13 protein-coding genes are annotated in these 13,410 nt (G+C 74.4%); 5 read left to right on the forward strand and 8 right to left on the reverse strand.

Translation table 11 applies throughout. From position 1 onward, the window contains the following. Nucleotides 1-137: 137 nt before the first annotated feature. The 3 genes from ABT026_RS25660 to ABT026_RS25670 form a co-directional block, all read right to left on the reverse strand. Nucleotides 138-611, reverse strand: a complete 474-nt coding sequence (locus ABT026_RS25660; protein ID WP_351117503.1) for a carboxymuconolactone decarboxylase family protein — start codon at nucleotides 609-611, stop codon at nucleotides 138-140. 92 nt (nucleotides 612-703) lie between these two features. Next, on the reverse strand, nucleotides 704-1,411 hold the full coding sequence (locus tag ABT026_RS25665) for a DUF305 domain-containing protein (protein WP_351117504.1): 708 nt from the start codon (nucleotides 1,409-1,411) through the stop codon (nucleotides 704-706). 135 nt (nucleotides 1,412-1,546) lie between these two features. Next, nucleotides 1,547-2,983, reverse strand: a complete 1,437-nt coding sequence (locus ABT026_RS25670; RefSeq protein WP_351117505.1) for an amidase — start codon at nucleotides 2,981-2,983, stop codon at nucleotides 1,547-1,549. Nucleotides 2,984-3,128: 145 nt separating this feature from the next. On the opposite strand from ABT026_RS25670, the gene ABT026_RS25675 reads away from it, so the two are divergent. The 3 genes from ABT026_RS25675 (at nucleotide 3,129) to ABT026_RS25685 (ending at nucleotide 7,067) form a co-directional block, all read left to right on the forward strand. Further along, a complete protein-coding gene (locus ABT026_RS25675; protein ID WP_351117506.1) occupies nucleotides 3,129-4,595 on the forward strand; it encodes a B12-binding domain-containing radical SAM protein in 1,467 nt (488 codons plus the stop codon). 47 nt (nucleotides 4,596-4,642) lie between these two features. Further along, nucleotides 4,643-5,395, forward strand: coding sequence for an enoyl-CoA hydratase (locus ABT026_RS25680; protein ID WP_351117507.1), 753 nt, complete (start codon nucleotides 4,643-4,645; stop codon nucleotides 5,393-5,395). A gap of 166 nt (nucleotides 5,396-5,561) precedes the next feature. Beyond that, nucleotides 5,562-7,067 carry an alpha/beta fold hydrolase gene (locus ABT026_RS25685; RefSeq protein ID WP_351117508.1) on the forward strand — a complete coding sequence of 502 codons (1,506 nt, stop codon included), beginning with the start codon at nucleotides 5,562-5,564 and terminating at the stop codon, nucleotides 7,065-7,067. 9 nt (nucleotides 7,068-7,076) lie between these two features. Here ABT026_RS25685 and ABT026_RS25690 read toward each other — a convergent pair whose 3' ends face one another. Genes ABT026_RS25690 through ABT026_RS25700 form a run of 3 tightly spaced genes read right to left on the reverse strand, consistent with a single transcriptional unit; the run spans nucleotide 7,077 to nucleotide 9,772 of the window. Beyond that, nucleotides 7,077-7,964 (reverse strand): polysaccharide deacetylase family protein, encoded by an 888-nt coding sequence (locus ABT026_RS25690; protein ID WP_351117509.1) that lies wholly within the window; start codon nucleotides 7,962-7,964, stop codon nucleotides 7,077-7,079. Further along, nucleotides 7,961-8,917 carry a DMT family transporter gene (locus tag ABT026_RS25695; protein WP_351117510.1) on the reverse strand — a complete coding sequence of 319 codons (957 nt, stop codon included), beginning with the start codon at nucleotides 8,915-8,917 and terminating at the stop codon, nucleotides 7,961-7,963. The genes ABT026_RS25690 and ABT026_RS25695 overlap by 4 nt, the downstream gene beginning before the upstream one ends. Nucleotides 8,918-8,929: 12 nt before the next feature. Next, a complete protein-coding gene (locus tag ABT026_RS25700) occupies nucleotides 8,930-9,772 on the reverse strand; it encodes an SDR family NAD(P)-dependent oxidoreductase (protein WP_351117511.1) in 843 nt (280 codons plus the stop codon). A 227-nt stretch (nucleotides 9,773-9,999) separates the two neighbouring features. Between ABT026_RS25700 and ABT026_RS25705 the strand changes: the two genes are divergently transcribed. Further along, the gene (locus ABT026_RS25705) at nucleotides 10,000-11,064 is read left to right on the forward strand and encodes an MGDG synthase family glycosyltransferase (protein WP_351117582.1); all 1,065 of its coding nucleotides are present in this window, start codon (nucleotides 10,000-10,002) and stop codon (nucleotides 11,062-11,064) included. Between the two features lie 208 nt (nucleotides 11,065-11,272). Here the strand turns inward: ABT026_RS25705 and ABT026_RS25710 are convergent, their stop codons facing one another. After that, on the reverse strand, nucleotides 11,273-11,662 hold the full coding sequence (locus ABT026_RS25710; protein ID WP_351117512.1) for a hypothetical protein: 390 nt from the start codon (nucleotides 11,660-11,662) through the stop codon (nucleotides 11,273-11,275). 128 nt (nucleotides 11,663-11,790) lie between these two features. Beyond that, a complete protein-coding gene (locus ABT026_RS25715; RefSeq protein WP_351117513.1) occupies nucleotides 11,791-12,633 on the reverse strand; it encodes an SDR family NAD(P)-dependent oxidoreductase in 843 nt (280 codons plus the stop codon). 130 nt (nucleotides 12,634-12,763) lie between these two features. Here ABT026_RS25715 and ABT026_RS25720 point away from each other — a divergent pair, with 130 nt between their 5' ends. Continuing rightward, nucleotides 12,764-13,258 carry an MSMEG_6728 family protein gene (locus ABT026_RS25720; protein ID WP_351117514.1) on the forward strand — a complete coding sequence of 165 codons (495 nt, stop codon included), beginning with the start codon at nucleotides 12,764-12,766 and terminating at the stop codon, nucleotides 13,256-13,258. Nucleotides 13,259-13,410 lie beyond the last annotated feature (152 nt).

The following is a 13,410-nucleotide window of genomic DNA, read 5'->3' on the forward strand; positions in this document are numbered from 1 at the left end:
CGACCGGCACGGAGTCCGGGTCGTCGCCAAGGTGGCTTCCAATCCGGACGCGACTCCGGCACTTCTCCACGCGTGTCGCGTGGGGCGGCCGGTCCTCGGCGGCGGGCCGGGCTATGCGTGCGGGCGGTGCGTGCGGCTCAGCCGAACTGGCCCACCTGGTAGTCGCCGGCCGGCATCCGCACCATCACGTTCAGCCGGTTGTAGGCGTTGATCAGGGCGATCAGCGACACCAGCGCGGCGAGCTGCTCCTCGTCGAAGTGCTTCGCGGCGTCGGCCCACACCTCGTCCGGGACGCCCCCGGCCGCGTCGGCGACGCGGGTGCCCTCCTCGGCGAGCGCCAGGGCGGCCCGCTCGGCCTCGGTGAAGACCGTCGCCTCCCGCCAGGTCGCCACCAGGTGCAGCCGGGCGTGGCTCTCCCCGGCCGCGACGGCCTCCTTGGTGTGCATGTCGGCACAGAACCCGCACCCGTTGATCTGGCTGGCGCGGATCTTCACCAGCTCCTGCGTGAGGACCGGCACCGACGAGTCGGTCACCACCTTGCCGGCCGCGCCGAGGCGCTTCACGAAGCTGCTCGCCACCGGACTGGCGAAGGGGTTCATGCGCGGTTCCATCTCGGTCTCCTCCGGATCGTGTGGACGCTTCACCACACCGACGGAGGGAGGACGACGAGATGTGACATCAGGCGGATGTGACCTGTGCCACCTCAGTACTGGTTCTGGTTCTCGCTCTGGATCCGCTTCATCTCCTGGACCTGCTGGGACTGGGTGTCGATGATCGACTGGGCCGCGTCCTTGGCCGGCTGGTACTCACCCTGCTCGGTCTCGGTGCGGGCGAGCTCCAGGGAGCCCTCGTGGTGCTCGATCATCAGGGTGAGGAACTGCTGGTCGAAGTCGGCGCCGGTGGCGTCGCGGAGCTGGTCCAGCTCCTCCTGGGTGGCCATGCCGGGCATGTTCCCGCCGGTCGGGCTGGGGCTGGGGCTGCCGGCCGGGCTCTCCGTTCCGGTGGGGCTCTCGGTCCCGGTCGGGCTCTCCGTTCCGGTGGGGCTGGCCTCCGGTACCGGCTCGCCCCAGGAGGTGAGCCACTGGGACATCTGGTCGATCTGGGTCTGGTTCTCCTGCTTGATGTTCTGCGCCAGGGTCTTGACGTCCTGGGACTCGGCCCGCGTCTCGGCGAGGTCCGCCATCTCGATCGCCTGGCGGTGGTACCGAATCATGCCCTGCGAGAACGACACGTCCTGGGCGTCGTGCGCCTGGCCGGCGCCCGTGGGCGAGGGGGACGCGGTCGGACTGCCGGTCGGGGTGGGACCCGAGGTCGAGGCGCTGTCGGTGCCGCAGGACGCCAGCGACAGGGCGGCGACGACGGCGACGGCCACGGCGCCGGACGCGCGGGCCGGGGAACGGTGCGTGCTCATGGTGGTGCGGCTCCTTGGACGGCCCCGGTTCGGGGCGCGGGACGGGGCGGCCGGCCGGGCGGCATCAGCGTACGCAGCGCCCTTGCGCCCCGGCCCGTCCTGGTACGCCACCCGTGTCCCGCGCACCCGGCCGGGTCAGCCGCGGGCCGCCTCCAGCTCGTAGGCGACCTCCAGCAGGGTCCGCTCCTCGCCGTCGCGGCCGGAGAGCATGACACCCACCGGGAGGCCGTCCGGCGTCCGGGCCGGACCCGGGAGCGAGATCGCAGGACTGCCGCACACGTTGTTGATCGGCGTGAACGCCACGTACGTCCTCAGCCGCGTGATCAGTTCCGGGAACGGAACCGACGGCGACAGGTGCCCCAGCCGCGGCGTGGTGTGCGCCAGGACGGGGGAGAGGATCACGTCGTACCGGGCGGCCGAGTCCTCGTAGGCCTCCCGTGCCGCACGGCGCAGACGCCGCACCACGGCCGGGGTCGTGTGCCACTGGCGCAGGTACAGCTCTCGCAGACCGCGGCTGAGGCCGTCCATCCGGCGGCGGTCGAAGCGCCGGTCCATCAGCAGCTTCCCCGTCGCACCCGCCAGGAAGGCCAGCAGGCCCCAGTAGGTGACGAAGTCCTCCTCGAACCGGGCGTCCAGCGGCATCCGGTACTCCTCCACCCGGTGTCCGAGGCCCTCGAGCACCGTGGCGGTCGCGGTGACCGCGGCGCGGGTCGCCTCGTCGGTGACCGTGCCGGTGGGGGAGTCCAGGAGCAGGCCCACGCGCAGCCGCCGCTCCCCGGGGCCCTCGACCCGGCCGACGGGCGGCAGTTTCGCCGCCGGACGGGCCTGCTCGGCGGCGGCCAGGAAGGCCGCGGTGTCGCGCACGGTGCGGGTGACCGCCCCGTCGACGACCACGTCGATCGGCAGGCTGCGGCCCGTCTCGTTGGCGGCCATGCGGCCCCGGGTCGGCTTCAGCCCGACGAGGCCGCAGCAGGCGGCCGGGATGCGGATCGAGCCGCCGCCGTCGTTGGCGTGCGCGATCGGCACCGCGCCGGCCGCGACCAGGGCCGCGCTGCCGCCGGAGGAACCGCCCGCGGAGAACGCGGTGTTCCACGGGTTGCGGACCGGCTCGGCGTCCTCGAACTCGGTGCTGGCGTTGAACCCGAACTCCGGCAGCCGCGTCTTGCCCAGCACGGTCATCCCGGTGGCCGTGAACTGGCGGGTGAACGGGGCGTGCCGGGTGGCCGGACCCGGCACGGCGGCGGCCGTGCCGTTGCCGGTGGGCAGTCCCGCGTAGGTGGTGTTGTCCTTCACCAGCGTGGGGATGCCGGCCAGCGGCCCCCGGGCGCCCGCCCGCGCGGAGGCGATCCCGGCCTCGAAGATCGCCGTCTGCACGGCGTTGAGCCGGCCGTCCACGGCGCGTATCCGCTCCGCCGCGGCCCGCGCCAGTTCCTCCGCGCCCACCTCGCCGGCCTTCAGCCGGGCGAGCAGGCCCACCATGTCGTCCCTGCCGAGCGCGTCGTCGCAGAAGGCGAGCACGGGGGCCGGCGCCCCGTCCTCCGCCGGATCGACTGACGTGTCCGCTGTGGTCATCGGGCTCTCCATCGGTCGGCGCGGGACCCCTGCCTCCGGGGCAGGGCGAGCGTACTCGGATCATGAGAAGGCCCGGAAGTGCCTGGCAGGACGCCTTTTCCGGGGACCGGGAACCACCGGCGCGGTTCCGGCCCTCTGGACCGGCATGCGTGTGACGATGATCCTCCCGGCACTGACCGAGGCGACCAGCCCGCTGTTCCGGCCCGTCAAGTACTCGCTCTTCCCGCCCCTGGGGCTCGCCACCCTGGCCGGCTACCTGGACCCCGACGACGAGGTCACCCTGCTCGACGAGCACGTCGAGCGGATCGACCTGGAGGCCCTGGAGAGTCCGGACCTCCTGGTGGTCCAGCCCTACATCACCTCCGCGCGGCGCGCCTACGAGATCGCCGACCACTTCAGGGCGCGCGGCGTCCACGTCGCCATGGGCGGCCTGCACGTCACCTCGCTGCCCGAGGAGGCGGCCGCGCACGCGGACACCGTGTTCACCGGACCCGGGGAGGACACCTGGCCGGTCTTCCTCGCGGACTTCCGCGAAGGCACGCCCGCGCGCCGCTACGACTCACGGCTGCGCACCCTCGAAGGGCTGCCTCCCGTCCGCCGGGACCTCATCAAGCGCCACCTGTACCTGGTCCCCAACTCCCTCGTGGTCACCCGGGGATGCCCGCACCACTGCGACTTCTGCTACAAGGACGCCTTCTTCGAGGGCGGCAGATCCTTCTACACGCAGGCGGTGGACGACGCCCTGGCGGAGATCGACCGGCTGCCCGGCCGCCACCTCTACTTCCTCGACGACCACCTCTTCGGCAACCGGCGTTTCGCCGAGGCCCTGTTCGACGGGATGGCCGGGACCGGGCGGCTGTGGCAGGCCGCCGCCACCGTCAACTCGGTCCTCAAGCCGGGGCTGTTGGAAAAGGCCGTGGACGCCGGGCTGCGCTCGCTGTTCGTCGGCTTCGAGACGGTCAACGAGGCGAACCTCGCCGAGCGGCGCAAGAACCAGAACATCGGAGCCGACTACGCGGCGGCGGTCCGCCGGCTGCACGACGCCGGCGTGATGGTGAACGCGAGCTTCGTCTTCGGCCTCGACCAGGACGGTCCGGACGTCTTCGACCGCACGGTCGCCTGGGCCGTCGAGCAGGGGATAGAGACGGCCACCTTCCACATCATGACTCCCTACCCGTCCACCGGGCTGTGGCGGCAGATGGAGGGCGAGGGGCGCATCCTGCACCGGGACTGGGACCTGTACGACACCCGGCACGTGGTCCACGAGCCGCGGGGCATGACCGCCCGGCAGCTCGAGGACGGGTACTGGAGGGCCTACCGGGACTTCTACCGCTGGTCGAACATCTGGCGCGGCTCCGCCGCGCAGCCGGGTCGCCCGGAGCGGCTCCGGCACCTCGCCTACGCGGGCGGCTGGAAGAAGTTCGAGCCCGCCTGGGACCTGCTGATCCGCTCCCGCCAGGTGGTCCGCGCGCTTCCCGCGCTGGAACGCACGCTGAGCGCCTTCGGCGGGAGACCGCCCGTCGAAGGCGGCTCGCGGAACGCCCGGGTGAGCGCGTCGGGAGGCGGAAGGCACGTCCACCCGGCCGCGCCGGGCGGAACGGCCGGACGGTAGGTTCCGAGCACCCGGCACCGGCCGGGCGAACCGAGGAAGGGGCGCGGATGACGAAGGTCGACCTGGTCGAGGACGAGGGCCGCTGGACGCTGACACTGGACGACCCGGACCGCCGGAACTGTCTCGACGAGACCATGTGCCGGGAGCTGGGGGAGGCCGTCGCCACCGTGGCCCACGACCCGGACGCCCGCACCCTGGTGGTCACCGGAGCCGGATCCGCCTTCTGCGCCGGGGCCGACCTGCCCGCGCTGTTCGGGGACGCCGGCCGCCCGGTCGCCGAGGTGCGCGAGCACCTGCACCGCGTGTACGAGAGCTTCCTCAGCCTGCGGGCGCTGCGGATCCCGACCGTCGCCGCGGTCCAGGGGCCCGCCGTGGGCGCCGGCTTCAACCTGGCGATGGCCTGCGACGTCCGGGTGGCCGGCCCGGACGCCCGGTTCGCGGCGACGTTCACCCGGATCGGGCTCCACCCGGGCGGCGGCTGCACCTGGTTCCTGGTCGACGCACTGGGAGCACAGAAGGCCCTCGCCCTGTTGCTGGACGGCGGCACGCTCGACGCGCAGACCGCGGTACGGGAAGGGGTGGCGCTGCGCGTCGCCGAGGACCCGGTGGCGGCCGCGCACGACATGGCCGGGCGCTGGGCCGCCGTGGACCCGGCGCTGGTGCGGGACATCAAGCGGGCGGTGGGCATCGCCAGGACCGGTGACTTCGGCGCGACGCTGGAGTTCGAGTCCTGGGCCCAGGCGTCCACCGCCACCGGTGAGGAGATCCAGCGGGCGGTCGAGCGGTTCCGCAAGAACTGAAACGGCGCCCCGGGCGCCGGCCGGGCTGTGCCCCCGTCGGTGCCCGGGGCGGCGGTGCTGGGCGGCGGCACAGTTCTCCCGGAGGCGCCCTTGCCGCCCTTCCCCGGGGCTCGGGACGGTGGCGGACGAACGCATTCCCCGCATCCCGCACGAGAGGTGGAGCACCGTGTTACCCAGCACCCCGCCCTCCAGCACCCCGCCCGCCGGTACCGGGCCCGGCCGTGCCGATCCCCCCGGCACCGGATCGCCGGACGCCGTGTCACCGGACGCCGTGTCACCGGACCCCGCGCCGCTGGGATCTGCCCGGACGTCACTCCTGGCGACCACGTCGCGCGGCCCGGTCGGCCGGATCGTCACCCTGTTCACCGCGCTGCTCATGCTCTGCGCCCTTCCGGCGCCCGCCCTGGCCGGTGACCACGGGGCCGGTAGCCACCGGGCCGCGGGCACCGGAACCCTCCGGCCGGTGATCTTCGTGCACGGCTCGAGCGGATCCGGCGGGCAGTTCGAGACCCAGGCCCGGCGGCTGACCGGCAACGGCTTCCCGGCCCAGCTGATCGAGACCCACGAGTACGACTCGACCTTCGCCACCACCACCCCCGACGCCGTCTACGCCGCCCTGGACCGGCGGATCGACGGGCTGCTGGAGCGCAGCGGCGCCGACCGGGTCGACCTGCTCGCCCACTCGCTGGGCACCCTGCTGATGCAGGCGTATCTGCGCAGTTCGCCGGAACGCGCCGCCAGGGTCGCCCACTACGTCAACCTCGACGGACGGACCTCGCCCGACCTGCCCGGCGGCGTCCCCACCCTCGCCGTCTGGGGCGAGGGCGACCCGGCCCGCGCCGTCGGCGGGGCACGCAACGTGTACCTCCCCGGCCAGGCCCACACCGAGACGGTCACCTCCGAGGAGACCTTCGCCGAGTTCTACCGGTTCTTCCACGGCCAGGAGCCGCGCACCACGCGGATCGTGCCGGAGCTGTCCATCACCCTCGCGGGCCGGGCCCAGCTCTTCCCCTCCAACGTCCCGGTCGAGGGCGTGCGGCTGGAGATCCACCGCGTCGACCCGCTGACGGGGGCGCGGATCGGCAGCAGGCCCGAGGCGGTGCAGGTCCTGGGGGCGGACGGCGCCTGGGGGCCCGTGCGGGCGTGGGGGCAGGCCCACTACGAGTTCGCGCTGGTGTGGGACGAGAAGCACACCCACCACCTGTACTTCCCGCCGTTCCAGCGCTCCGACCACCTCGTGCGGCTGCTCACCGGCCGGCCCGGGGAGGGCATCTCCGGACAGGTGGAGACCGGCGACGGCCACGCGGCGCTCACCGTCACCCGCCAGAAGGAGTGGTGGGGCGACCAGGGCGAGGCGGGGGACACCCTCTCCGTCGAGGGCGTCCAGGTGCTGAACGCGGCGAACGCGCCGCGCACCAAGCGGACGATCGGGATGTTCGTCTTCGACGCGGGCTCGGACAAGGTCACCGATCTCTCCGCGCCGCTGCAGCCGTTCTTCCAGACGCCGTTCCTCACCGGGATGGACGTCTACCTCCCGGCGACCGCGCGCCGGGACCGGCCGCTCACCCTGGTGTCGCGCCCGCGCGGCGAGGGCGGCCGCGTCGACGTGCTGAGGGTGCCGGCCTGGCCGTCGAGCACCGACCGCGTCACGGTCCAGTTCGACGACCACTGATCCGACGCCTCACGCGGCCCCGCCCCGGTCCCGCCCCGGCGGACCACCCGGACAGCGCGGGGCCGCACGAGTCCGCGCTTCCTCACCCTCAACTCCGCGAAGAGAACCATGCGTTGCCGGCCCGGCCGGGCTCGAGCGCCTCCCGGCCGGGCCGCCGTGCGTCCAGTGTTCGGCGAGCGGGCCGACCGACAGGCGCGCGGCGCGGCACGCGGAGACGATCTCGGGCAGGGCCGCGAGCGCCGCCCGCCAGCAGCCGGGGGCGGCCGTCCGGTCGGTGTCGTGCAGGAGCACGGTCCCGCCGCCCCGCAGGTCGGCGGCGACCTGGGCGGACACCGACGCTCCCGTCGCCGTGGGCGTCCAGTCCCGGCCCCAGGCCGTCCACAGCACGGTCCTGAGACCCGCCGTACGGGCGGCGGCCAGACGCCCGGACGTCAGGATGCCGTAGGGCGGCCGGTACCAGCGCGGGCGACGGCCGGTCAGGTCCTGGATCGCGTCGGCCGTACGGAGGAGCCCACGACGGTCGGCCAGCGGGGCGGGCAGCCAAGGGCGCTCGTGGCCCCAGCCGTGCACCCCGAGTTCGTGTCCCCGGCCGACGGTCTCGGCCACCAGGGAGGGATGCCGGACCACGCCGTCCCCCAGGACGAAGAAGGTCGCCCTCACCCCGAGCTCGTCCAGGGCGTCGAGGAACAGGGGGGTGGACAGCGGATCCGGCCCGTCGTCGAAGGTCAGGGCCACATGGTCCGCGCGGCCGATACCGGCCAGACGGGGGAAGCAGGTACGGCGTACCGCGGGCAGCCAGGTGGCGGCCGGGGCGATGTGCGCCGCGGCGCAGGCGAGCGCGGGAACCAGCACCGCCGCCGTGGTCCGGACGGCCGAAGGGCCCGGGGACGCGTTCACAGGTCGTGCTCCTCACGGTCGGGGGCGCCGCCGGTGTCCGGACCGCCCCGGTGACGAGGGCCGGCGGGCGGTGCGCCCTTCCGGCCGGCCGCTCCCGTGTCCCAGCCTCCGGCCGTCGGGAGGGCCCGCGCCAGCCCGAGACTGCCGGCGCCCATGAGCAGCACGCCCATCAGCGCGGGCGCCACACGGGCTCCGAGCGCGATCCGCTCACCGAACAGCACCCACCCCAGGGCCACGCTGGTCAGGGCGTCGCCCAGGGTCAGCGCGGGCTGCGAGGCGGCCAACGTCCCCGCCCGCAGCGCGTACTGGAGCAGCAGGAAGGCGGCGGTCCCGACGACGAGCGTCGCGTACGGGGGCCAGGTGGACATCAGGGCCCCGAGGCCGTCGCCGAGCTTCCCGGTCGTCTCCTTGAGGAGCGCGGCGGTCGCGGCGAAGCACACGGCCGACGCCAGTCCGAGCAGGGCGGCGCGCGGCGCCCCCCGTACCGTGCGGGCGGTCAGCGCCAGACCGGCCGTGACCACCGTGACCGCCAGTGCGGTCGGCAGCCACCGCCCCCCGTGGGCCGTGCTGCGTCCGGCGGTCGGAGAGGCCGCCGCGAGGAACACCGCGAGCCCGGCGGCCAGGGCGAGGAACGCCAGGCAGGTCCTGGGCGCCGGACGCCGCCGGAAGACCAGGGCGCCGACCGCCAGCGTGAAGAGCAACTCGGTGGCCAGCAACGGCTGGACGAGGGCGAGGCCGCCCAGGCTCAGGGCCCAGGCCTGGAACACGGTGGACAGGGCGAGCAGGCCGGCGCCGGCCACCCAGGCGGGCCGCCGCAGCACGCGGAGCAGCCACCGCGCGTCCTGCCGCAGCCCGGTGCCGCCCTCCGGCTCGTCCGCCGCCGCCCGCCGCTGGAGCACCGAGGCTGAGGCGTTCGACAGCGCGGCGAGCAGGGCGAGGACGACGGTGAGCACCCCGGACCGCCGTCACCCGAACACGGACGACAGGCGCCGGAACAGGGCGGGTGCGGCTCCGTGCACCCGGGCCGGAAGCCGCAGCCACCCCGGGACGTAGATCTCGTCCCGCCCCCGGGAGACCGCCGTCCACACGGCGTCCGCGACCCGTTCGGGCGGAACCGGCCGGGGCGCCGACCGGCGGTACGGGGCCCCGCGCCGTTCGAAGAACGGCGTGTCGACGACGCCCGGCACCACATGGCTGATCCCGACCCCGGTGCCGCGCAGTTCGTACCGCAGGGCCTCGGAGAAGGCGCCCAACGCCGCCTTCGCCGCCGAGTACACGGCCTCCGCCCGTACCCCGACCACCCCCGCCAGGGATCCGACGAGGACGACACGCCCACGGCCCTCCCGCACCATGTGGGGCACGACCTGCCGCACCAGACGCAGCGTGGCCAGGAGGTCCGTCTCGACGACCTCCTCGAGGGCGGAGGCGGGCATGGTGACGAACTCCCCGGCCCAGCCGACGCCCGCGCCCGCCACCAGAAGGTCCACCCGCCCCACCCGGTCGAGGGCGAAAGAGGTCAGCCGCTCCTCCGCCCCGGGCGTGGTGAGATCGGCCGGGAAGTACGAGGCCCCGGTCGGCCGTGCGACCTCCCGAAGGCGTGCCGCGTCCCTCCCGTTGAGGACGAGGTCCCACCCTTCGGCCGACAGACGACGCGCCACCGCGGTGCCGATCCCGGAGGAGGCGCCGGTCACCACCGCCGTGTGCGCCCGCCCGGCCGGGGCGGGGCGCTCCGCCGAGGGACGCGGCCACGGCCCACGTATCGAGGTGGACGTGATGTCGCCGGTGCCTGCCTGGGGTGCGTGGGACATGGCTGGACCTCTGTGGTGGGAAGGATGCCCGAGGGTGCCAGGACGCGTCGGCGACCGGGCGCGGGCGATCTCCGAGCGGCCTGGATCTTCTCCGCCAAACCTAGACCAAGTGTCGCATGTGTGGGAATCCGGGCATTCTGCTTCTCGTGCGTACCCCACACCTTTCGCGGCACCGCCGTCCCGCGCCGGAGCGCGAGGCGCTGCGGCTACTGATCCTCAGCGCGGGCATGGGAGCCGGCCACGACACCGTGGCCCACGAACTCGCCCGCCGTGCCCGCGAGCAGGGGCACCAGGTCCAGGTCCTCGACCTGCTGCGGTTGTTGCCTCTCGGGACGGGGGCCGCGCTCCGCGTCTTCTACCAGGCGGTGGTGCGGCACGTCCCCTGGGTCTACGCCGCCCTCTACCGCGTGTTCCTGCGCCCCGGACCGGGGCGCCGTCCCAGCGGCGTCCCCCTCGCCCGTCTGGCCGCCACCCGCCTGACCGGCATCGCGCGGCGGACGGGCGCCGACGTGGTGGTGCCCGTCTTCCATCTGGCCGCACAGCTGACGGGTCACCTCAGGGAACGGGACGCCCTGTCCTGCCCCAGCGTGGTCCTGCTCGTCGACTTCGCCGTCCACCGGCAGTGGCTGCACCCCGGCAACGACCTGTACCTCTGCCTCACCGAACGGGCCGCGCGGGAGGTGCGCGGGAGCGTCGACGTGCCCGTCCGGGTGACCGGACCCGTCGTGGCGCCCGGCTTCCGCGAGCCGGCCGCCGGCGCTCCGCTCTGGCGTCGGCGCTTCGACGACCACGCGCCCGGACGACCGCCCGTCCTGCTCTCGGCCGGCGCCTGGGGAGCCGCCGAGGGCATGGAGACGACCGCACGGCGGCTGGCCCGCGCCGGCTTCCTGCCGGTCGTCCTGTGCGGGCGGAACGAGCGTCTGCGGGAGCGCATGGCCCGCGTGCCCGGCGTACTGGTCCTCGACTGGGTCACCGACATGCCCGGACTGCTCGGCGCGGTCCGCGTGCTGGTCGACAACGCGGCCGGTCAGACCGCCGTGCAGGCCCTGGCCACCGGACTGCCGGTGGTGGCGCACCGACCCCTGCCCGGTCACGGCGAGGCGGGCGTACGGCGCATGGCCCAGCTCGGCGTGGCGGTCCACGCGCCCGACGGCGCGGCCCTGCTGCGCGCGGTGGAGCGGCTGTCGCGGGACGGCGCGGAGCGGGACCGCCTCGTCGCGCGGGGCCGTGCGCTATTCCGGGAGGACGCCCTGGCGCGGGTGGTGTCCGCGGCCCGAGCCGTCACCGCCTGAACGGCCCCCGCGCACAGGCCCGCTGGGTACCCGTCAGCGGGTCCCTGACTGCCGACCCACCCGGGCGGCAGGACGGCCCGGACCGAACGGCCCGCCCGCCCCCTGACGGCGCGCGCCCCTGACGGCGCGCGCCCACCGCCCCCGGACGCGGCGCGGGGGCCGGTCCGCCCGACGGCGGTCCGGCCCCCGGCACCGGGAACCACGGCGGTCAGCCGCGCTTGCGGCGGACGACCATCCAGACGAGGGCGACACCGGCACCGGCCATGACGGCGGTGCGGTAGCGGCCCACGAGCATCGCGGTACGCACCGCGGTGACGGCCTGGGTGGCACCCGTGCGCACCGGGGCGGGCACGGACTGGCCTACCTTGCCGGTGACGCCGGCCGCACGGGTCTTCAGCTCGCCCGCGCGGGCGGAGACCTGCGGGGCGAGCTCGGCGGCCTTCTCCCGCGCCTTGGCCGTGGTGCCCGAGAGGGCGGCCGTGGCGCGCGCGGTCGACGCCTGGGCCGTGCGGCCCAGCTTCTTCCCGCCCTCACCGGCCTGCCCGCCCAGGCCCTTGAGCCCGGAGGTGAACCGTTCCTTCTGCTGCAACCTGCTCACGAGCGGCACTCCGATCACTGTGGGTGGATGATCCGGGGAGGCCCGCCGGCCTGCGCCGAGGGCACCCCCTTCATCCCCTCATGGCCGCGATTGCCGCGCTCACACCCGTCAGGACCGGACACATCGACTCAGTACTGCGGCAGCGCGGGGGCCCTGCGGTGGGCGAGCACGTCCGCGCGGGCCGCCATCAGGTGCCCGCCGAACTCGTCGTTCAGCAGGTAGAACTCGCCCTTGGCGGACTGCTCGAAGAAGATCCGGGCCGCCTCCAGCGGGTCCATCGCGGTGTCGTTCAGCTGAAGCATCTGGGCCCGGTGACCCTCCGCCGCCGCGACGTCGCCGCTGTCCTCGGCGCCGCCCGCCGCCTGGAAGATGTTGGACGCGACGGCCCCGGGCAGCACCGCCTGGACGTGGACGTGGTCCCCGTGGCCCGCCGCCTGGACCTCCAGGCTCAGGCACTCGGTCAGCGCCAGCACCGCGTGCTTGCTGACGATGTACGGCGCCTGCAGCGGCGCGGCGCCCACGCCGCCGACCGAGGAGAGGTTCCAGACCCAGGACTGCCCGGGCTCGGCCATCAGGTGGGGCAGGAAGGCGCGGACGCCGTGGAAGGCCCCGTCGACGTTGACGGACATGACGCGCCGCCAGTTCTCGACCGGGGTGTCCCACAGGTACCCGAACTGCTCGACGCCCGCGTTGTTGACCAGCAGCCGCACCGGACCCGCCTCCGCCAGCGTCCGCTCCGCCAGCCGGGCGACCGCCTCGGCGTCCCGGACGTCGCACTCGACGTCGATCGCCCGGGCCCCGGCCGCCTCCAGTTCCTCGCGCAGCGCGGCTACGGCGCCCGCGTCCACGTCGGCCAGCACCACGGTCATGCCCAGCTCGGTGGCGGCGTAGCGGGCCAGCCCCGCGCCGATCCCCGAACCGGCCCCCGTGATCACGGCGACCCCGCCGCCGAACAGCTCCTGAACGCTCATGCTTCCTCCCCTTGTCCGGTGTCCGCTTCCCCGCGCCCGAACTGTAGATCATGGAAATCGCCGTCCGCCGGACGGGTGAACCGAGGGTGCGGCCGGGCTGTCCGGGGCGCTGCCGGGTAGTCGGCGCCGCGTGCAGACCTTCCTCCCGTACCGGGACTTCCGGCGGTCCGCGCTGGCTCTCGACCGGCGCCGGCTCGGCAAGCAGCGGGTCGAGGCCCTCCAGGTCTTCCGCGCCCTCACGGTGCCGGGGTACGGCTGGCAGCACCACCCGGCGGTCCGCATGTGGACGGGCTACGAGGAGGCCCTGGTCCGCTACGGGCTCGAGGTCTGCCGGGTGTGGCAGGAGCAGGGCCGGCCGGACACCTGCGCCGACTCCCTGACCGCCGAGTACGCCGCGTTCCGTCCGGACGCCCCGCGGGCCCGGGTGCAGAAGGTGCTCGCCGAGGCGGGCGAACTCCCGCCCTGGCTGGGGGACAAGGCCTTCCATCGCAGTCACCGCTCGGCGCTGCTGCGCAAGGATCCGCAGGAGTACGCGGAGCGGTTCCCCGGCGTCCCCGACGACATCCCGTACCTGTGGCCCGGATCCGACCGCGACCCTAAGCGGAATGGATCAACAGGCGCATGACAAAAGGAGAGTGACGGGGCGGCGGGTCCGGCCGCGGCTCTTCGCGATCTTGTTGTGATGTGCGCTACGCGGCTGCTACGTCCTCGTATGCCCTGAAGTGGGGGCCCTTGTGGAGGTAGTTGGTACCTCCATCTACTGCTAGGGTGACAGCT

Source organism: Streptomyces sp. NPDC002734 (assembly GCF_040295685.1).
Lineage (GTDB): Bacteria > Actinomycetota > Actinomycetes > Streptomycetales > Streptomycetaceae > Streptomyces.